This is a genomic window from Arthrobacter globiformis NBRC 12137 (assembly GCF_000238915.1).
Lineage (GTDB): Bacteria > Actinomycetota > Actinomycetes > Actinomycetales > Micrococcaceae > Arthrobacter > Arthrobacter globiformis.
Genome location: NZ_BAEG01000094.1, coordinates 56,420 through 76,675 on the forward strand (window position 1 = coordinate 56,420; position 20,256 = coordinate 76,675).

A 20,256-nucleotide genomic window follows, 5' to 3' on the forward strand; every position below is an offset into this window, starting at 1 on the left:
CGCCGCAGCCTTCCCTCCTCATGGCACCTGAGACCCTGTCCCCCGCGAAAGTCGAAGATGATGCTTCACAACGTAACCACCCCCGATTCCAATTCCGCCGGGTCCGCTTCCGGCACCGGCAACACGACGGGCACCGACGTTCGGCGCCCGCTCCGCGGCCGGTCTGCAGCGATGGCCCGGAACATGGAGGCCAGCCTGGCAATCCCCACAGCGTCAACCATCCGGACGTTCGAGGTGTCGGCGCTGATGCAGTGGCGCGAGAAGCTGCGGGAGGAAGGCTTCAACGTCCCCATCGCCGCAGTCCTTGCCACGGCAATGGCTCGGGCGGCACAGGGTCCTGTGCCCGCAGCCAGGCGCAGGATTGAAGCCGCAGACAAGGACCTGGTCCTGGTCGAAGAAGCAACGGTGAACCTCGGCGTGGCCGTGGACGTAGAGACTGCGGCCGGCCATTCGATCATGGTCCCCGTTATCCGTAACGCCGCCAGCCTTTCCTTCCCTACCTTCGTCAGCCGCCTCGGTGAACTGTCCGAGGCCTGCCGGGCAGGGTCGGTCGCAGTCTCGGATCTTCGCGGCGCCACCCTGATCCTGACAAGCACCGGCCGGTTCGGGTCCACCACCGGCGTCCCACTGCTGCCGCCGGGCCCCGGAATCATCGTTGCAGCGGGAGCCATCGGCATCCCGGCCGGGCTTGAGACGCTGGCCCGCACCCAGCATGTGGATCCCGTGCTCACGCTGTCCTCGACCTACGACCACCGCGCCATCCAGGGCGCGGATTCCGGGCTCTTCCTGGGGACCGTCGAGAAACTTCTGCGCTCCCCGGAATTCCTCGCAGAGCTCGAAGGCGAGCTCCGCGGTACATCCGCCGGCGAGGTCTTGCTCGGCATTCCCGCCCAGCCGGGATCCGAACACGACGACATCAGGCTGGCCGAGTACGAAAGCTCCGCCAGCACCGCCGTCGCCAGGCTTGAACCGGTGCGTGCACGCAACGAAGGATCCTGGCTTCCCGAGGGCGTGGAAGTGGAATTCAGCCACCTCTCCGATCCCGAATCCCGCCAGTGGCTCGCTGAGCTCCTGCGGAACGGTACGCCGTCGCCCGCTTCCTCCCGCCGCCTCCAGGCACTGCGGCTGGCCACCGAACTCGATGTCTTCGAGGCCTATCTGCAGACCCAGTTCCTGGGCCAGAAGACGCTGTCTGTCCAGGGCTTGGAAGCGACGGTCCTCGCCCTTGCTGAGATGGCCGGGCACGCCGCGGAGGCAGGCTATTCCGACGCGGTCCTGGGCATGGCGCACCGTGGCCGGCTGAGCATCATGGCCCATGTCCTGAATTGGCCGGCCGAGCGCATCCTCGCGGAATTCCTGCCTACAGCGCGCGCCACAGCGAACGCCCCCGTGGGCGACGTCCGCCAGCACCTCGGGGGCGAAGGAAGGTTCGACGACGTCGACGGTGCCTCCATCAACGTCACCCTCGAACAGAACCCCAGCCACCTGGAGTTTGTGTCCCCCGTGGCACTCGGCGCGGTCCGCGCGAAGCAGGATCAGCTGGTGGCCGGCGGAGAAAGCAGGGAGCAGGCCCGTCGCCGTGTCCTTCCCGTTCTCCTCCACGGCGACGCCGCCTTCACCGGCCAGGGCGTGGTGTACGAGACGCTGAACCTGCAGAACCTGGCACCCTACGATGTGGGCGGAAGCATCCACATCGTCCAGGACAACCGCCTCGGCTTCACGGCCACCCCCTTCCAGCTCCGCTCCACGTTGTGGCCTTCCGACGTCGTCAAGGGCTTCGACGTGCCAGTCATCCACACCGACGCCGACGACATCGACGCCAACCTGGTCGCCGCAAAGATCGCTTTCGACTACCGCGAGCGGTTCGGCAAGGACATCATCATCCACGTGCTCGGCTACCGCCGGCATGGCCACAACGAGACGGACGAGCCGCGCTATACGCAGCCTGTCTACTACGCCGATATCGATGAACACCCTCCCGTGCACGAAATCTACGCTGCCCGCCTCGAGGCCTCCGGCCTCGTCCCCTCCGGCTATGTGGAAACTACCAAGACCGCGGCGCGGGCTGCCCTGGTGGAATCCTTGGAGAAGGCCCGGACCTTCGACCTGGAAACGGTGGTCAACCAGCAGTTGCCGCCCCGGCCGGCCGTGCGGGCTGCGCTGGAAACCGCACCGGCCGACTGGGCCGTCCAGGTCCTCGACTTGGCCGAGCAGGACCGGGATGGCTTCGCGATCCACCCGAAGCTCATGCGCCAGTTCTCAAAGCGGCTGAACACGCGGGCCCAGGATGCAATGGTTGACTGGGGGCAGGCAGAATTGCTCGCGTTGAAACTGATCAACGAGGCAGGCGTGCCTGTCCGGCTGACGGGCGAAGACGTTGAGCGTGGGACCTTCAGCCACCGGCACATCGTTGTCCACGATGCCACCACCGGTGACAAGGCCGAGCGCCTGGCCTTCGACAAAGCTCCGTTCCTGGTGGCAAACACACCCCTGACCGAGGTCGCCACCGTTGGATTCGAGTACGGCTACGGCCGGACCAACACGAACTCCCTGCAGATCTGGGAGGCCCAGTTCGGCGACTTCGTCAACGTTGCCCAGGTGATGTTCGACCAGTTCATCATGGCCGGACACGACAAATGGGGCCGCGACAGCAGGCTGGTTATCCTCCTCCCCCACGGCTGGGAAGGCGCCGGGCCCGAGCACTCCTCGGCGCGGCTGGAGAGGTTCCTCCAGCTTGCCGCGCGGAACAACTCGCGCATCCTGATCCCCACAACAGCGGCCCAGTACTTTGCGGCCCTGGTCGGAGCAGCGGCGGCAGATGATCCGCGGCCGTACGTGATCTTCACCCCCAAGTCGCTCCTCCGGGCAGAGTCGGCCAAGTCACCCGTGGCCGACTTCTCACCGGTCCGCTTTAACCCCGTCCTTTCCAACGGAGCCTCCAGCGACCAGACCCGCAGGCTGCTCCTCTGCTCGGGCAAGGTCGGCGTCGAAATCAAGGACCGTCTCGGAGACGGTGTGCGGCTCCTGCGGCTCGAAGGTCTCTACCCGTTCCCGCAGGAGGAGATTCTGCAGGAAGTGGCCGCAGCGGCCAACCTCGAAGAGATCGTGTGGCTGCAGGAGGAACCGGAAAACATGGGCGCGTGGACGTACGTGCTTCCCAAACTCCTGAAGCTGGGGCTGGGCCGTTTCAATCTGGGGTACGTCGGCAGGCCCGAAGCTGCCTCTCCCGCCGAAGGCTACTCGGCCCAGCACAAGGCGGCGCAGGAGCGTCTTCTCGACACGGCGGCCCAGGCCGGCGAAGTGGACTTCCGCATCAGCTGAAGCGGGGCCTAGAGTAACGGACAGACGCGGGGCGGTGCAGGCTTGCCTGCACCGCCCCGCGCAGTGAGAGGAGTCAAGGGAATGCGCATAGGAGTCGTCGAGGATGATGACGGCGTGGCCGGCGCGCTGCTCGATGCGCTGGCTTCCCACCGCATCCCCGCGGACCGCATGTCCCGCGGCGGGGACGTCCTCACACGACACCCGGAATTCGACCTTATTCTCCTGGACCTCGGCCTGCCGGACATGGACGGGATCGAGGTCCTTCGAAACCTCCGCCAGGTCTCGGCCGTGCCGGTCATCATCCTCACCGCCCGCGACGACGAACGGTCGGTGGTCAGAGGGCTGCGGAACGGAGCCGACGACTACCTGGTCAAGCCGGCGCGGATGACCGAGCTGCTGGCCCGGATTGAAGCGATCCGCCGGCGGGCCAACAGGGCACGGGAGTCGACGTCCAGCGTCCGCCAGTTCGGCGACCTGGCGGTTGACCTTGCCGGGCGGGAGCTAACCGTTGCGGGCAAAGCCGTCCCGTTGACCACCAAGGAATTCGAGCTGCTCGCCACGTTGGTGGACAACCCGGGCACGGCGGTCAGCAGGCAGCAGTTGATGGACCAGGTCTGGGGAGACGCCTTTGTCGCGGTTTCAAAGTCCCTGGATGTGCACATGACGGCGCTCCGGGCCAAGCTGGGCCGTCCCGCCCGGATCGAAACGATCCGGGGCTTCGGCTACCGCTGGATCGGATAACGCTTGCGCAGCCGTCTCCTCCTGGTCCTGGCGATCCTGGGTGCCGTCGTCGTGGCGGCCTTTGCCTTCCCGCTGGCAGCGTCCACGGCTGATGCGCGGACCCGCGAATTCGTCCTCAGCAGGGACGCTGACCTCCAGCGCTTCGCGGACCTCGCAGACGGCTATGCCAGGAATGGAAACCCCGGGCTCCTCTTTGAAGAAGCCGGCGCTTACTACAGCCTGTACGGGGAAGCCCTGGCTGTGGTCTCCACCAGGGGTGCAGCGCCGCGCGCTGTGGGAACCAACCTCGACGAGCCCTCGGTCTCGTCCGCCATCGGCCGTGCCCTAAGGAACGAACGGTCATCCGCGGTGGAGCTGTTGACCCCGTGGAGCCCGGGCACCGTGGTCTTTACCAAACCGATTGGCACAGGTGCGCAGGTCAACGGGGCCGTGGTGATCGTTGCATCTACCGCATCCGCACGTGAAGACATCCTGCTGGCGTGGGTAATCATCACAGCAGGCTCGCTGGCCGCCGTGATCGGATTTGGCGTCCTCGCGCTATCGGTGAGCAGGTGGGTGCTTCGGCCACTTGAAGAAGTCAGCACGCGCATGCAACGGCTAACGAAAAGTCTCCCCTTTGTTGCCCTTGGCGGCGGAACCTCGGATGCCCCCTCAGCGGCAGGCAGGACGGGCCCGCCTGAATTGCGGACTCTCTCGGCCGCCTTCGAGACGATGGACAGCGCAGTCCACACGTCTGCGGATGCCCAGCGGCGGCTGGTGGCGGACACAGCCCACCAACTCCGGAACCCGCTTGCAGCGTTGCAGCTGAGGCTGGAAACACTCGGGCCGAGGGTGATGGAAGACGGCAAGAAAAGCCACGAACGCGCCATGGGCGAGGCCATCCGGCTTGAGGAGATCCTCGGTGACCTGCTGGCCCTGTCGGTTGCCGAAGCGCCACGGGCCGGCGGCAGCGATGGCGACCACACCTGTGTGCCGTACCTCGCCGCCGTCGAACGGGCCGGTTTCTGGCACGACACCGCCGCCGAATCCGGCGTCATCATCCTCGTGGACGACGATCCCGCCGGGCTGGAGGCACACATCGGGACCGGCGATCTGGAACAAATCCTGGACGTGCTGTTGGACAACACCTGCAAATACGCCGGTCCGGGCACCACCGTGCGCATTTCAGTCGGCGCGGGCACAGGCCGGGACCCTGAAACCGGCCGGCGGACCGTGGTCACCGTAGCCGACGACGGCGCGGGCGTGGCTGACGGAGAGCTGGAACTGGTCACCCGGAGGTTCTACCGCGGCAGTCCCCGCGAAGGTACGCCCAGAGACGGTAACCGCCCCGACGGCACAGGCCTGGGTCTGTCCATCGTGGAGGCCCTGGTGGAAAGCAACGGCGGCGAGCTGCTGCTCCGGGAAACTCCGGGCGGCGGCCTGACAGTCGTGATGTCGTTCGCCGCCCCCGCGCCCGAGGAGGCCGGCTGATGGCCGCCCCCTTCCACACGGACCCCCTGCTGTCCCGACGGCGGCTCCTCGCCGGCATCGCGACGGTCGCCGCGGGCATTTCGCTCGGCGGGTGCCGGCAGGATGCGCGTACGTACAGCCTGGGCACCGCCGAAAACCGCGGCTTCTTCTTCGACTTCGGGCAATCACTGACCGCGGCCGTAGCCCGGGCCAACACCGGGTTCACCCTGAACCCGCTCATAACCGGGGGCTCCGTCGAGAATGTACCGGACATCATGGCAGGGCGGCTGGACCTGGCCCTTGCTTTAGCAGACGTCGCCGCCACAGAACGGGACAACCTGCGGGCGGTCGGCCGCGTCTACCTGAACTATCTCCAGTTCGCGGTCCCGGCCGATTCCCCGGTCCGGACACTTGCTGACCTGCGCGGCCGCACCATCAGCCTAGGCGCAAGCTCCGCGACCACCAGGGCAGGAGGGCTGCTGCTGAAGGCCGCCGGTCTCACCGAAGTCGATGTACAGGTCCGGGCCGTTCCCGTGACGGCAATCCTGGACGCCCTCGCAAGCGGGGAAGTGGAGGCTGCCCTGTTCGCCGGCGGCGTCCCGCACCCTGAGATGGATGCCAGCGGCGGACGTGGTCCGGCCCAGGGGATACGCCTGATCGATCTTTCACGCTACCTGCCTGCCCTGCAGGCCAAATACGGTCCGGTGTACCAGCAGGTCAGGTTGCCCGTGGGCCTCTACGGGGCGAGTGAAGAGATCGGGTCCATCGGCATCGCCAGCCTCCTGCTGGCCCGGGCCGACCTCCCGGATGAAGTCGTGGGCCGGATCGTTGATGTCCTGATCGACAGATCCTCCGAGCTGGTTCCCCCAGGCACCCTGGGCGTCCAGTATCTCGACACCAGGTCCCTGATCTACACATCCGGCGTACCCCTCCACCCCGGGGCCGCCGCGGCATACCGCCGCCACCACAGGTAGCCCCGGCACGGATGCCGTAATTTGGATGTACAGGACCAGAGAAAGAAAGAACCATGACTGAGCGCAAACGAGTTCGTCCGCAACTGAGCGACGAAGCATCCTCCTACATCCGCGCCCTGATCATGTCCGGCAGCCTCCGCCCCGGTGCACAGGTTCGTCCCGAGGTGCTGGGTGAAGCCCTGCAAATCTCCACTACCCCCGTCAGGGAAGCCCTGCAGTCCCTCCGCGTTGAGGGCTTCCTGGAACTGGTTCCCCGCAAGGGATTCCAGGTGGCGCCGCTGACCGGGAAGGACATCCGGGATATTTTCCGGGTCCAGGCCCTCATCGGCGGTGAACTGGCCGCCCGGGCAACCCTGAACGCGTCCGAGGGCGACATCGCCGAGCTTGAGGCCCTGCACCACGAACTCATTGCCGCCGCGGCCAGGCACGACGAGGTGCTCCTTGAGGAGAAGAACCATGCCTTCCACCGCGAGATAAACATGCTGGCCGACTCCCGCAAAATCATCTGGGTGATGGGCCTGGTTACCCGCTACGTGCCGCGGCGCTTCTACTCGAACATCCAGGGCTGGCCCCAGGCCACCGTGGATGACCACTCCAAACTGCTCGAGGCTATCCGTTCCAAGGACGCCGCTACGGCGCGGCAGGAAATGGAAGAGCACATCATGCACTCAGGGGAGCTGCTCGCCGCCCACTTCGACGAGCGGGTGGCTGCTTCCGAAGGGTCCGATGAGGCGCCCGACCAGGCCCAAGGGCTTGCCCGGGTGTAGGCGGGGTCACAACAACCTTAAGGGAGTCCTAAGAATTCGCCGTTTCCATTTCCGAACGCGGTGATGTGAGACACATTTGAACTAGTTCACGGGCGCACAACCCGACCAGGATGCCAACCGCAGCAGAACGCCGGTGGCATCGGCCAAGAACAAAGGAGTTCAAATGAGCATGCAGCAAGCCTCGATCCCGGCGGCGAAGCCCCGGGTCGTCAGCAATGTGGTCAAGGGATGCCTGGGCAACCTGATCGAATGGTACGACTGGTTCGTCTACGCATCCTTCAGCATCTACTTCGCCGCCGAATTCTTCCCCGCCGGAAACGCGACAGTGCAGCTGCTGTCGACGGCCGCCGTCTTCGCCGTCGGCTTCCTGATGCGGCCTCTGGGCGGCTGGCTGCTGGGCATGTACGCCGACCGGCACGGCCGCCGCAACGCCCTCGCAGTTTCGGTACTGCTCATGAGTGCAGGATCGCTGGCCATCGGCCTCACGCCCTCCTTTGACACGATCGGCATGATGGCCCCGGTCATCCTCGTCATCGCCCGCCTCCTGCAGGGCCTCAGCGTCGGCGGGGAGTTCGGGTCCAGCGCGACCTACCTGTCCGAGGTCGCTACCCCCGGTAAGCGCGGATTCTTCTCCAGCTTCCAGTACGTCTCCATCATCATCGGCCAGCTCTCCGCGCTCCTGGTCATGATCCTGCTGCAGCGCCTCCTGACCCCCGAACAGATGGGCGAATGGGGCTGGCGGGTACCGTTCATCATCGGCGCTGTCGCCGGCCTTGGCGTCATGATCCTCCGGCGCACCATGGATGAATCCGAACACTACAAGATGGAGAAGGCACGCGAAGCGGCAGGACTGGAGAACGGGACCAAGCCGGTCGGGTCGTTGAGGGCTCTCATGCAGTACCCGAAGCAGCTCGCAGCCGTCTTCGCCCTCGCCATCGGCGGTACCGTGTCGTTCTATGTGTACACGACGTACATGCAGAAATACATGGTCAACACCTCGGGCATCGCCAAGGAAGACGCCTCCGTCATCAGCTTCGTTGCACTGCTGCTCTTCATGTTCCTGCAGCCCATCGCCGGCGGCCTGTCCGACCGCATCGGGCGGCGGAAGATCATGCTCTTCTTCTCCATCGGCGGCACCATTGTTACCGTGCCCATCCTGACCCTGCTCGCCGAGACAACCAACGTTTTCGCAGCATTCGGGATGATGATGCTCGGCCTGGTCTTCGTGTCCGGCTACACCGCCTGCGCCGCCATCGTCAAAGCAGAAATGTTCCCCACCCGAGTGCGTGCACTGGGCGTCGGCCTCCCGCATGCCCTGGTGGCAGCAACGTTCGGAGGCACGGCCGAACCCATCGCCCTCGCCCTGAAGCAGGCCGGCGTCGAATCAACATTCTTCTGGTACGTCACAGCCTGCATCGCACTTACACTCGTCGCCGCCATCATGGTCAAGGACCCCTCCAAGAACTCCACCCTCGAAGCGGACCTGCAGCCGGCTGACGGCGCTCCCTCCCAGGAACCTGCTTACGCCGCCGTGGTGGTCAGCGCCCCCCAGGCACGGGACGCAGCGAGGCGCCGTCCGTAAAGGTACTGCTTCACCCGAGGGGAAGGGCACCGTTCTAACGAACGGGGCCCTTCCCCTCGTGTCCGCACTTCAACCCTTAAGTCGTCCCGCTTCAGCTCTGGAGTACCAGGCCAGCGACTTCCCCGCCGCGTACATCGCCGCGGCGTCGGAGGCCACGAGTAGTTCGCTGAAGTTCCGGGCGTACCCGCCGAGGTCCGCCGCGACGGACCCCACCACGGCCACCACGGGGATGGTCCGCCCCGATCTGCGAACCCTTTCCAGGATGGCCGAGATGATCTTGCCTTCCCCGGTCTGCGAATCGAGCCGCCCCTCACCCACCACGATGGCGTCCGCGGCAGCCAAGTACCGGTCGAAGTGCGCGGCATCCAGGACGGCGTCGGCCCCTGACACCAGCTCGGCGCCGAAGTGGGCCCACAATCCGCCGGACAGGCCGCCCGCCGCGCCGGTGCGCGGCACGCCAACGGGGTTGCGGGGATACGACTCCGCGAGTTGCCTGAGCCGCTGTTCCAGCAGTCCGATCTCGGCAGGGCCGGCGCCCTTCTGCGGCCCGAAAATCCGCGGCGCCTCCAGGAAAGTCGACGTGACATCGGAGAGCACAGTGAGCCGGGCACCCCGGAGGCCGCCGCCGTCATTGATCGCCTGGACGGCACCGGCACCCCCGTCGGTGGTGGCGGAGCCGCCCGCTGCCACCATGACGTGCGTGGCGCCGGCGTCCACCGCGGCGGAAACCATCATGCCCGTGCCGTAGGTGCTGGCCGACACCGCATCACGCGGTCCGCTGCTCGGCACCGTCAGGCCGCTGGCCTGCGCAAGCTCGACGACGGCGGTTCCGTCCGCTGCCAGCCCGATGGCCGCCGCGAGCGGCTCACCCCAGGGGTTCTGCGCGACGACGGAAACAGCCGACGCCTGCAGGCTGCTGCACAGCGCGTCGAACGTTCCCTCCCCGCCGTCGGCGACGGGCAGTTCCGTCGCCGTCCCGCCTGCGTCACGGATGCCGGCGGCGATGGCCGCGGCCACGTCCGCTGCCGCGTACGTCCCCTTGAAGCTGTCCGGGGCAACCAGGACGGTCATGTGCCGGTGAGGGTGTTGACGGCGTGCGGCGGGGTGCGTCCCTCGGCGATCGCGACGGCGTTCAGCGCGCTGAGGCGGGCCATCTCGCTGCGGACCGGGACGGTGGCACTGCCCACGTGCGGCAGCAGCACGGTGTTGGGCAGCTCGGCGAGTCCGGGTGCGAGCCGCGGCTCGTCCTCGAACACGTCCAACCCGGCACCGGCGATGACCCGGTCCCGGAGCGCCTCGACCAGGGCGGCTTCGTCCACCACCGGGCCGCGGGCGGTGTTGATCAGAATGGCATCGGGCTTCATCCGCTCGAGCACCGCCCGGTCCACCAGGTGCCTGGTCTGCTCATTGAGCGGGACGTGCAGGGACAGGAAGTCGCTGCGTTCCACCAGCTCATCCCAGAAAACCTGCCGCACCTTCCCCGCGAATTCGCCCAGCTCCTCGTCACTGACCAGCCGGTGCCCGGGAGGCCGCGGCGCGAAGAGGATTTCCATCCCGAAGCCCAGGGCGCGGCGGGCGGTGGCGCGGGCGATCCGTCCGAACCCGGCCAGGCCAAGCACCGCGCCCGAAACGTCCCGGCCAAGCAGCAGCTCGGGTTCCCAGCCGTGGAATTCTCCATCGCGGACCAGCCGGTCCGCTTCCACCACGCGGCGGGCGGTGCCGAGGATGAGCAGCATGGCGATGTCCGCCGTCGCATCCGTCAGCACCCCGGGGGTGTTGCCCACCAGGATGCCGTGGCGGGTGGCGGCGTCCACGTCGATGTTGTTGTAGCCGACCGCGAAGTTGGACACACCCTTCACCCGCGCGCTGCCCAACAACGGGGCGTCGACGACGTCGCGCAGCTGGGTGAGGACGACGTCGTACTCTCCCGAGGCGCACAGCGCCGCCAGCGTTTCATAGTCGGGAGGTGACGGCAGCACGGTGACCGTCCCGGCATCGGAAAGTAGCTGCAGCCCGGGGTCCGGGATGGCGGTGGTGACCAGGAAGCTGCTGCCCACGCCTACTCACCTCCCGTCGCGCAGGATGTCGCGGAAGCGGGACTGTCCGACGGGATCACCCAGCCGAACGCCGGGGCTTTGGACCGGGCACCCTGTGCCGCCTTGGAGCGGTTGGGTTCGCCCAGTTCGGCGAGCAGCTTCTCGGACAGGACAACGAGGTCCGCGAAAGTTCCCGGAGTCACCCAGCCGGGCCGGGTGGCGAACAGGATGTCTTCACTGGAGGTGTTGCCGCTGGCCCCCGGAGCGAAGGGGCAGCCGCCAAGTCCGCCAAGCGCGCCGTCCACCATGGCGGCTCCTGCCTGGATCGCGGCGAGGGTGTTGGCCACGCCCAGGCCCCAGGTGTCGTGCCCGTGGTAGACGATCCGGCGCGCCGGGGATTCCGTCCGGACCCGCTGGATGAGGCCCGACACCTGGGCGGGGATGGCCTGGCCCAGCGTGTCGCAGAGGACGATGTCCGTGGTTCCCTCAGCACGGGGGTCGTTGGCGATCGCCAGGACCCGCTCCTCAGGCACGGTTCCCTCGAACGGGCAGGTGAAGGACGTGGCGATGCAGAGCTGGATCTGCCCGTTGACCGCCTGCGCGTACTCCACGGCCTGGGGCAGGGCAGCGAGGCTTTCGTCAGTGGTGCGGCCGATGTTCGCCTTGTTGTGCGAGTCCGACGCCGAGAGGCAGTACTGGAAGTTGCGGGCACCGGCGGCCGCGGCCTTGGCTACGTGGCCGGGGGTGGCCACCCAGATCCAGCATCGCTCCAGCTCTTCGGGCGTGAGGTTCTGGACCACCTCCAGCGTGTTGGCCATGGTGGGGACCAGGTCCGGACGGGCCATGGAGCCCAGCTCGATGGCCGGGACGCCGAGGCGGAGCAATTCCCGGACCGTCTCCAGCTTCCGTTCGGTGGACAGGACTTTCCCGGTGAGCTGCAGCCCGTCCCGCAGCGTGACATCGCGCAGGATGGCGCCGGACAGGGTCGAGGCGAGCGTGTTTCCGTGCTGGTTCATGCCTGGAGTGCCTCCTCGCGGCCCGATGCCGCGCTGATCTCTGCCGGGTCCATGCCGAGGAGCCCGGCGAGGATTTCTGCCGTGTTTTCGCCCAGGTCCGGGCCGAGGTTCCGGATGGGGAGCGATTCGCCGCCGATCACCGGAACAATGCCCGGGAATCCGACGCCGGGCAGGATCTCCTCGCCGGTGGAGACGTCGAATTTCTGGACCATGTTGCGGGCAGCGTACTGGCTGTCGGTGCTGATGTCCGCCGCTGTGTAGATGGGGCCCGCCGGGACGCCGGCAGCGTCCAGGGCTGCCAGGGCGTCGGCGGCATCCAGTTCCGCGGTCCAGGCACCGATGGCCTGGTCCAGTTCCTCGCGCCGGGACCACCGGCCGGCGTTGCTCTGCAGCGCAGGGTCCTCTGCCAGGTCGGGGCGGCCGATGGTCTGCATGTACCGCTGGTAGATGGAGTCCCCGTTGCCGGCGACCACGATGCTGGCGCCGTCCCTGCAGATGTAGGCATTTGAAGGCGCAATCCCCTCCATTCGGCCACCCACACGCTGCCGGTCAACTCCGTACGCCTGGTAGTCGGGGATCAGGGATTCCATCATGGAGAACATGGCCTCGTTGAGCGCCACGTCGATGATCCGCTCGGTGAGCGGCACAGCGCCGGCCGTGTCCCGCCGTCGTGCTTCCCTTTGGTACAGGCTCATCATGGACCCGAAGGCGGCATAGAGTCCGGCGATCGAGTCCCCGATCGAAACGCCCACCCGGACAGGTGCGCGGTCCGGGTCGCCGACTAGGTTCCGGAACCCCCCGTACGCTTCGGCGACGGCGGCGAAGCCCGGACGCTGGGACAGCGGGCCTGTCTGCCCGAAGGCTGAGATCCGCGTGATGATGAGGTCCGGGTTGGCCTGATTGAGGACCTCCGGCCCGAGGCCCCACTTCTCCAGCGTGCCCGGACGGAAGTTTTCCAGCAGGATGTCCGACTTGGCGGCGAGCTTCAGCACCGCCTGCTTTCCGGCCTCGGTCCGCAGGTCCAGCACCACGGACTTCTTGTTGCGGTTGATGGTCCGGTACAGCATGGAGGTGTCGCCCTTGTGCAGGCGCCAGTTGCGCAGCTCGTCACCGGTTCCCGGCCGCTCCACCTTGATGACCTCGGCGCCGAAGTCTGCAAGGAGCCTTCCAGCCGTCGGTGCGGCGATGTAGTTTCCGAGTTCCAGGACGCGGATGCCTTCCAGGGGCGCGATGCGTGGTGGTGTCATGGTGTCTTCTTCTTTCGTTGGCGTAGGCCGGGAACGCACAGGGTCTCGGGTTCGATTAGAACAGCAGGCTCATGGGCAGGATCAGCAGGATGGCGACGACGGAGGCCACCGAAACCCCGACGGTCACCGATTTCAGTGCACCCCGCACGCTTTGGCCGAGGAGAGACTGCAGGAGCCAGAAGGTGTTGCTGGTGACGTGGACCATGAACAGTGATCCGGCGCCGGCCGACAGCGCCAGCAGCACGGGGTCCAGTCCGATGACGGGTGCGATCGGGGCCAGCAGGCCTGCGGCGGTGATGGCGGAGAGCGTGACGGAGCCGACGGCGATGTGCAGCACGGCGGCGATGGCCCAGACCACCAAGAGCGGGGCAACGGTGCTTGCGGAGAAGAAGCCGCCGAGGATGTGGCCGAGGCCTGCTGCTGCGACGGTTGCGGCGAGTGAGCCGCCCACGCCGGTCAGGATCAGGATCTGGCCGCTTTCCTTGAAGCCGACGGCGATGGCCTCCTCGACGCGCTTCTGCCCGATGGCGGAGCGGGTGACGAGGCAGGTGCCGATCAGGCCAATCAGCAGGGCGATGACCGGTTCGCCCAGGAGCTGCAGCCAGGGCAGGTCGATCTTCAGGATCTGCAGGATGGCTCCCGCGCCGATGAGGAGCAGCGAGGTCAGGAGGGGTGCAAACAGGACGATCAGCGGGAACTGCTTGGGTTCGCGTTCGGCGACGGCGACGCTACCAGTGACCTGGGCGGCGGTTCCGTTGGTTCCGGGCCCCCTGGCGGCGGTGCCGGCGGCAACGGGGCGGCCAGCACCGCCGTCGTACTCTTCCTCTTCACCCTCACGGTCCTCCTCGGCGACGAAGGTGTGGTCCTCATCCTTGGCTTCGTTCCAGAAGCCGCGGCGGAAGAGGAACGTCATGATGGCGATGGCGATGATGATGGTGGGGATGACCAGCAGCAGGCCGAAGAGCATCATTTTGCCGAGCGGCACGTTCAGGAGGCCTGCCAGGGCAAGGGACGCGACGCCGGGAACCGTGAAGACGATGCCGCATTCAAGGGCGATGGCCATGGCGGTGGCCATGCGTGCCGTGCCGAGTTTGCCGATTTTGGGTGCCAGCTTGCGGGCGAGCGGGGCGGAGATGACGAGCAGGACGTCCAGGAAGATGGACTGAAGCACCGTTCCGATGGCCAGGCCCATGGTGTACGGCAGGCGCTTGGGCCCGAACGTGTTCAGCAGATGCTCCACGAGGCGCCGGATGGCCCCGCTCTGGTTGAGGATGGAGCCCATGAGGACGCCGAAGGCGATGAGCAGGCCGACGTCCACCATGATGTCGCCGAATCCGGCGGTGATGGTTTTGACGGTCTTTTCGACGCCGAGGCCGACGGCGAGGCCGAGGTACACAGAGCTGACCACCAGGGCGATAACCGGGTTGACTCTGAAACGGACAATCAGCAGCACGGCGGCGAGAACCGCGACGGCTGTGTTGATCAGGACAGCGATGTCTTGCATGTGGGGGAATCCGATCGTTGGGCCTTCCGCACTGAAGGCTTGGGAGCAGGGGTCGGTCGTGAGGAGCGACACATTCACTGTTCCCATATTATGGGTTTCAGCTCACAATGCAAGATGTTTCGGGCAAGAAAAAGCGCGAACGTACAGTTGTGGCCCCATTTCCCGGCGGAAAAGGGGCCGCAACTGTACGTTCGCGCTATGGGTACGGATTTAGCTCAGGAAGCCTTCGCGCCTTCCCCTGCCCTCCAGTTCGTGGCCGGCTGGGTTTCCACGTTGTTGAACGTGTAGAGGTGGATGCCCGCAAGAGCAGGTTCCATGGCGGCCAGTTCGGAAACCAGGAACCGGGATGAATAGCTGCCGGCGTTCAGGAGCCTGCGGGCGAGGGGCCCCTTGCGGCTCAGGAACTTCAGCGAGGGCCCTACCCCGATCTTGGCTGCCAGCGAAACGAGCTTGGCCCGCGGGACGGCCCCGGCCACTCCCGCCCAGACTGGAAGGTCAACACCTTCGCGGCGCAGCAGTTCGGCGTACCAGCCGATCCTGGGTGCCGAGAAGCACATCTGCGTCACCACGTTCGAGGCCAGATGCTGTTTCTCCAGCAGTGCGTCGAGCATCGTCAGCTCGTTGTGTTTTGGGTGGCCTTCCGGATAGCCGGCGACGCCGATGGCCATGGTCCCGCCGGTCAGGTCGGCAATGTCCTCCATGAGGCGGCTGCTGGTGCCGTAGGGACCGGCAGCCTCCGGTGCGTCGCCCCCGATCGCGAAAACTTCAGTGATCCCCGCAGCCTCGCAGTCGCGGAGCATGCCCGCCAGCTGGACCCGGCTTTCGATGCTTCGTGCGGCGAGATGGGGAATCACCTTGTAGCCAAGCTGGGCAAGCTGAACCGAGGCCCGCACCGTGGTCCCAACCCCATGGTGCGGCAGGCACGTCACGGTCAGCGTTGATCCGGCCGGAACGTGGGCCTGGACTTTGGGAATGATGCTGTCCGTGGGGATGATCTCCAGGCGCAAAGGCATTTGGTTAGTCATGAGCAACTCCAGGTCTGGTTGGATGGGCTTGTCAGCGGAGGATGACCGTGCGGTTTCCCGACAGGATGATTCTTCCTTCTGCATGCCAGCGCACGGCATTCGTCAGGGCCTTGCATTCCGCATCCTTGCCCACGGACACCAGGTCCGCGGGAGTGTACGTGTGGTCGACCTCAATCACCTGCTGCGCAATGATCGGCCCCTCGTCAAGCTCTGAGTTCACGTAATGGGCCGTGGCGCCGACTGTCTTCACTCCGCGCTCATGCGCCTGGTGGTACGGCTTCGCGCCCTTGAAGCTTGGCAGGAACGAATGGTGGATATTGATGGCCTTGCCGGTGAGCCGGGCGGTGGCGGAGTCGCTGAGGACCTGCATGTAACGGGCCAGAACCACCAGTTCAACCTCATACGCGTCCACCAGTTCCAGGAGCCCGGCCTCCGCCTCTGCCTTGGACTCCGGGGTTACGGGGACGTGGTGGAACGGGACACCGTGCCAGGCCGCGAGCCCTTCGAGGTCCGGGTGGTTGGACACCACCGCCGCTATCTCGACCGGCAGTTCGCCGCTGCGGGCGCGGACCAACAGGTCGTTGAGGCAGTGATCATATTTGGACACCATCACCAGGATCCGCTGCTTGCGGTCATGGCGCTCGAGGCGCCAGTCCATGGTCCATTGTCCGGCCAGCGGCGCGAAGCGGTCCCGGAGCTGTTCGACGGCGGCGGCGTCACCCGTCGAGGCGAAGTGGACCCTCATGAAGAAGTGCCCCGCGTTCCGGTCGCCGAACTGTTTGAGGTCAACGATGTAGCACTCCTGCTTGAGCAGAAAGTCCGCCACCGACTGGACGATTCCCAGGGAATCGGGGCAATGGAAGGTCAGCACAAACTCCCCGCCGGCTCCGGGCGCCTGATCCGCCAATGAGGGCTTGTCCTCTGTCCTGATCATCCCTTGACGCTCTCCTTCTCCTCGAGACGCCGGCCCGCATGGTCGCGGGCGGCGGTCTCCTCGGACTGCAGTTCATCCTGGAAGGCTGCATAGCGGGCCAGGTGCGCGGGCCGGCGGCGCAGAACCAGCCAGGCCGCACCGAGCAGGACGAACCAGACGGGTGTGACCAGCAGCGCGGTCAGGGTGTCGGGCTGGGTGGTCAGGGTCCACAGCACGAAGGCGAAGAAGGCGAAGACCACCCACACCATGGGGATGCCGCCAGGCATCTTGAACCTGGAGGCGGTGTGCAGGTGCGGGCGACGGCGTCGGAAGGCGATGTAGCTGGCGAGGATGATCGACCAGACGAAGACGAAGCAGACAGCCGAAACGGTGGTGACCATGTCGAACGCCTTGCCGATGTCCTGGCCCGCGTACATGAGCACCACTCCGGAGAGCAGCAGTACACAGGACAGGAACAGGGCGTTATTGGGTACCTTGCGGCGGGACAGGCTGCCGAAGACGGCCGGCGCGTCGCCTTCCTGCGCCAGGCCGTAGACCATGCGCGAGGTGGAGTAGATGCCGGAGTTGGCCGAGGACATGGCCGAGGTCAGCACCACGAGGTTAACCACCGTGGCGGCGGCCCCGAGTCCGGCCAGCGAGAACATCGCAATGAACGGGCTGTGGCCGGCGGCGAACTGGGTCCACGGCGTGACGGACATCAGGATGATGAGGGCACCCACGTAGAAAAGCAGCACGCGCACCGGGATGGAGTTGATGGCTTTGGGAAGGTTCTTTTCCGGGTTCTTGGCCTCCGCAGCCGTGGTGCCCACCAGTTCAATGCCCACAAAGGCGAACACGGCGATCTGGAAACCGGCCACAAATCCCATGAACTCGTTGGGGAAGAAGCCGCCATGGCTCCACAGGTTCGTAAAGGTGGCGGGCCCGGCGTCGGACTGGAAACCGGTGAAGATCATGAACAGGCCCACGACGATCAGCGCGGCGATGGCGATGATCTTGATCAGCGCGAACCAGAATTCGGTTTCACCGAATGCCTTGACTGTGGTGAGGTTCAGCAGCAGCAGGATGGCAACGGTGGCCAGGCCCGGGATCCAGAGGGGCAGTCCCGGCCAGAGTTCCTTCGAGTAGCCGGCGATGGCGATAACGTCCGCGATTCCGGTAATCACCCAGCAGAACCAGTAGGTCCATCCCGTGAAGAACCCCGCCCACGGGCCCAGCAGGTCGGCGGCGAAATCGCTGAAGGACTTGTAGTTCAGGTTGCTCAGCAGCAGCTCGCCCATGGCCCGCATGACGAAAAACAGCATGAAGCCGATGATCATGTATACGAAGATCACGGACGGCCCGGCCGCGGAAATGGTCTTGCCGGAGCCCATGAACAGGCCCGTGCCAATGGCGCCGCCGATGGCGATGAGCTGGATGTGCCGGTTGCTCAGCTGCCGCTCCAGGCGGGGAGCCTCACCGGCCGCGGAGGCAGGAGGATGAATCGTCATTAGTAACTCCATCGTTCAAGTGGCCCTGAATGGCCACACTGATTCGGTTCCTCCCCGCTCTGTATGGGACCTGAGAGATTCCGCGGACATGGTCTTCCGCTTGCACCGTCGGTGAGACAGGACGCGCCTGCCTGCTTTCCAGAGTTGCCTCGCCGCGGCGGTACGTGGGCCTGAGAGTTTCCTGGGGAGGGTTTGCTCCTACGGCGCCTGCTGAACGTACCGGCAGGGCTCTCCCGCCGCAGATCGTAAGCATTTTCAATTATGTCGAGAAAAAATGTATGCGTACCGGCAGCGGCCGTCTTGCCGGCACATGCCGGTCAGCGCAGCCCCGCCGGCCACCGGTTCAGTGTGGTCTCGGTCACGAAGAAATGTCAAACGGCGGCTTGCCCGGCCGCCTTGCCGGGCCGCAGAGGGAAACGTGGGGACACCCACGGATGGCTCCGATTTGGTCTGGGCCGGATTGTCCGGTATCTTGTGATCCGAATCACCCACATCTTCATAGCCTTTCGAACCGTGGCGGGAGAGTCCTCCCAGTCATTCACCGGGCAGGCGCCGTAGGAGCAAATCCTCCCCAGGAATCTCTCAGGCCCCCGTACCGCCGCGGCTAGGCAACTCTGGAAAGCAGCCAAACCTTGTTTGGCTCACCGACGGTGCAAGCGGAGAACCACGTCCGCGGAATCTCTCAGGTCCAATACAGAGCGGGGAGGAACCCAAACCATGCCGTGCCACACGTGGCAGGCCAAACCTGGAGTTCCTCATGACGATTCAATCGCTTCCATCAACCTTTGCCGACCGGCATATCGGCGCCCGCCGCCAGGCCGATATCGACACCATGCTCAAGAACATCGGCTATGACTCGGTCGATGGCCTCGTTGATACCGCCGTCCCGGCGTCCATCCGCCAAGAGAACCCCCTGCTGCTCACCGCTGCATTGAGCGAAGTTGAGGTCTTGGCCGAGCTTCGCCGCCTGGCCGCCAAGAACAAGACCGCCGTCCAGATGATCGGCCAGGGCTACTACGACACCGTGACTCCCCCGGTGATCCGCCGCAACGTCCTCGAAGCCCCCGCCTGGTACACCGCGTACACCCCGTACCAGCCGGAGATCTCGCAGGGCCGGCTGGAAGCGCTGCTGAACTTCCAGACCATGGTGCAGGACCTGACTGCGCTGCCGGTCGCCAACGCTTCCCTGCTGGATGAGGCCACGGCCGTGGCGGAGGCCGTGCTGCTGATGCGCCGGGCCAACAAGAAGAACGACGGCAAGACCGTTCTGGATGCCGACTGCCTTCCCCAGACCATCGCCATCGTGCAGGGCCGGGCCGAAGCGCTCGGCTTCGAGATTGAAATTGCGGACCTGTCCCAGGGACTTCCCGACGGCGACATCAACGGCGTCGTCCTCCAGCAGCCCGGCGTTTCGGGCCGCGTGTGGGACCAGTCCGGCGTTATCGCCGCCGCCAAGGAGCGCGGCGCGCTGGTCACGGTGGCCGCTGACCTGCTTGCCCTGACGCTGATCACGCCTCCGGGCGAGCAGGGTGCGGACATCGCCGTCGGAACCGCCCAGCGCTTCGGGGTGCCGCTGTTCTTCGGCGGCCCGCACGCTGCCTACATGGCGGTGCGCACCGGCATGGAGCGCACGCTTCCGGGCCGCATCGTTGGCGTCTCCAAGGACAACGCCGGCGCCTCCGCCTACCGCCTGGCGCTGCAGACCCGCGAGCAGCACATCCGCCGCGAGAAGGCCACGTCCAACATCTGCACGGCGCAGGCGCTGCTGGCCATCGTGTCGTCCTTCTACGCCGTCTACCACGGCCCCGACGGCCTGAAGGCAATCGCCGAGACCGTTCACAACAACGCCCGTGTCCTCGCCACCGCGCTCAGGGCGGCAGGACGCGAACTCGTCAGCGATTCCTTCTTCGATACCCTCACCGTCCGCGTGCCGGGCAAGGCCACCAAGGTCATCACGGCGGCAGAGGCCCGCGGCATCAACCTGCGCCTCATCGACGCGGACACCGTGGGCGTCTCCATTGATGAGACGACGACGGCGGCAACACTTTCCGCTGTAGCCGTCGCTTTCGGCGCCGGACCGGTAGGGGACGCAGCGGGCTTTGAACTTCCCGAGGCAGTGCTGCGCACCTCCGACTACCTGCAGCACCCGGTGTTCAACACGCACCGCTCCGAG

General features: G+C 66.1%; 15 protein-coding genes and 2 riboswitches. Of the genes, 7 read left to right on the forward strand and 8 right to left on the reverse strand.

The annotated features are described in order from the left end of the window. Window positions 1-57: 57 nt before the first annotated feature. The 6 genes from ARGLB_RS19640 to ARGLB_RS19665 all read left to right on the forward strand — a co-directional run bounded on the left by ARGLB_RS19640 (window position 58) and on the right by ARGLB_RS19665 (window position 8,834). On the forward strand, window positions 58-3,321 hold the full coding sequence (locus ARGLB_RS19640; protein WP_043419908.1) for a 2-oxoglutarate dehydrogenase E1 component: 3,264 nt from the start codon (window positions 58-60) through the stop codon (window positions 3,319-3,321). An 81-nt stretch (window positions 3,322-3,402) separates the two neighbouring features. After that, the gene (locus ARGLB_RS19645; protein ID WP_003805807.1) at window positions 3,403-4,062 is read left to right on the forward strand and encodes a response regulator transcription factor; all 660 of its coding nucleotides are present in this window, start codon (window positions 3,403-3,405) and stop codon (window positions 4,060-4,062) included. A 3-nt stretch (window positions 4,063-4,065) separates the two neighbouring features. Beyond that, window positions 4,066-5,532: a sensor histidine kinase gene (locus tag ARGLB_RS19650; protein WP_003805808.1), complete on the forward strand. Its 1,467-nt coding sequence runs from the start codon at window positions 4,066-4,068 to the stop codon at window positions 5,530-5,532. Beyond that, a complete protein-coding gene (locus ARGLB_RS19655; protein WP_003805809.1) occupies window positions 5,532-6,485 on the forward strand; it encodes a TAXI family TRAP transporter solute-binding subunit in 954 nt (317 codons plus the stop codon). Before ARGLB_RS19650 ends, ARGLB_RS19655 begins: the two co-directional genes overlap by 1 nt. A gap of 53 nt (window positions 6,486-6,538) precedes the next feature. Continuing rightward, window positions 6,539-7,252 (forward strand): GntR family transcriptional regulator, encoded by a 714-nt coding sequence (locus ARGLB_RS19660; protein WP_003805810.1) that lies wholly within the window; start codon window positions 6,539-6,541, stop codon window positions 7,250-7,252. Between the two features lie 163 nt (window positions 7,253-7,415). After that, window positions 7,416-8,834, forward strand: a complete 1,419-nt coding sequence (locus tag ARGLB_RS19665) for an MFS transporter (protein ID WP_003805812.1) — start codon at window positions 7,416-7,418, stop codon at window positions 8,832-8,834. A 69-nt stretch (window positions 8,835-8,903) separates the two neighbouring features. On the opposite strand, the gene ARGLB_RS19670 is transcribed toward ARGLB_RS19665, so the two are convergent. From ARGLB_RS19670 to cycA, 8 genes are all read right to left on the reverse strand, one after another. Continuing rightward, window positions 8,904-9,905: a glycerate kinase gene (locus ARGLB_RS19670; protein ID WP_003805813.1), complete on the reverse strand. Its 1,002-nt coding sequence runs from the start codon at window positions 9,903-9,905 to the stop codon at window positions 8,904-8,906. Next, entirely contained in the window at window positions 9,902-10,891 is a 990-nt protein-coding gene (locus ARGLB_RS19675; RefSeq protein WP_003805814.1) for a 2-hydroxyacid dehydrogenase, read from the reverse strand. The genes ARGLB_RS19670 and ARGLB_RS19675 overlap by 4 nt, the downstream gene beginning before the upstream one ends. A 2-nt stretch (window positions 10,892-10,893) precedes the next feature. Further along, window positions 10,894-11,886, reverse strand: coding sequence for a hydroxymethylglutaryl-CoA lyase-like TIM-barrel protein (locus ARGLB_RS19680; RefSeq protein ID WP_003805815.1), 993 nt, complete (start codon window positions 11,884-11,886; stop codon window positions 10,894-10,896). Further along, on the reverse strand, window positions 11,883-13,133 hold the full coding sequence (locus ARGLB_RS19685) for a CaiB/BaiF CoA transferase family protein (RefSeq protein WP_003805816.1): 1,251 nt from the start codon (window positions 13,131-13,133) through the stop codon (window positions 11,883-11,885). Before ARGLB_RS19685 ends, ARGLB_RS19680 begins: the two co-directional genes overlap by 4 nt. Window positions 13,134-13,188: 55 nt before the next feature. Beyond that, window positions 13,189-14,637, reverse strand: a complete 1,449-nt coding sequence (locus ARGLB_RS19690) for a GntP family permease (protein WP_043419936.1) — start codon at window positions 14,635-14,637, stop codon at window positions 13,189-13,191. Window positions 14,638-14,852: 215 nt separating this feature from the next. Beyond that, entirely contained in the window at window positions 14,853-15,662 is an 810-nt protein-coding gene (locus ARGLB_RS19695) for a methylenetetrahydrofolate reductase (RefSeq protein ID WP_003805818.1), read from the reverse strand. Between the two features lie 31 nt (window positions 15,663-15,693). After that, window positions 15,694-16,596 (reverse strand): formyltetrahydrofolate deformylase, encoded by a 903-nt coding sequence (gene purU, locus ARGLB_RS19700; protein WP_003805819.1) that lies wholly within the window; start codon window positions 16,594-16,596, stop codon window positions 15,694-15,696. Next, window positions 16,593-18,083, reverse strand: a complete 1,491-nt coding sequence (cycA, locus tag ARGLB_RS19705) for a D-serine/D-alanine/glycine transporter (RefSeq protein WP_003805820.1) — start codon at window positions 18,081-18,083, stop codon at window positions 16,593-16,595. The genes purU and cycA overlap by 4 nt, the downstream gene beginning before the upstream one ends. 148 nt (window positions 18,084-18,231) lie before the next feature. Further along, window positions 18,232-18,329: riboswitch (glycine riboswitch) on the reverse strand. A gap of 261 nt (window positions 18,330-18,590) precedes the next feature. Continuing rightward, a riboswitch (glycine riboswitch) is annotated at window positions 18,591-18,691 on the forward strand. A 149-nt stretch (window positions 18,692-18,840) separates the two neighbouring features. Here cycA and ARGLB_RS19710 point away from each other — a divergent pair. Then, window positions 18,841-20,256, forward strand: a 1,416-nt coding sequence (locus tag ARGLB_RS19710; protein WP_003805822.1) for a PLP-dependent aminotransferase family protein, incomplete at its 3' end; no start/stop codon positions are given.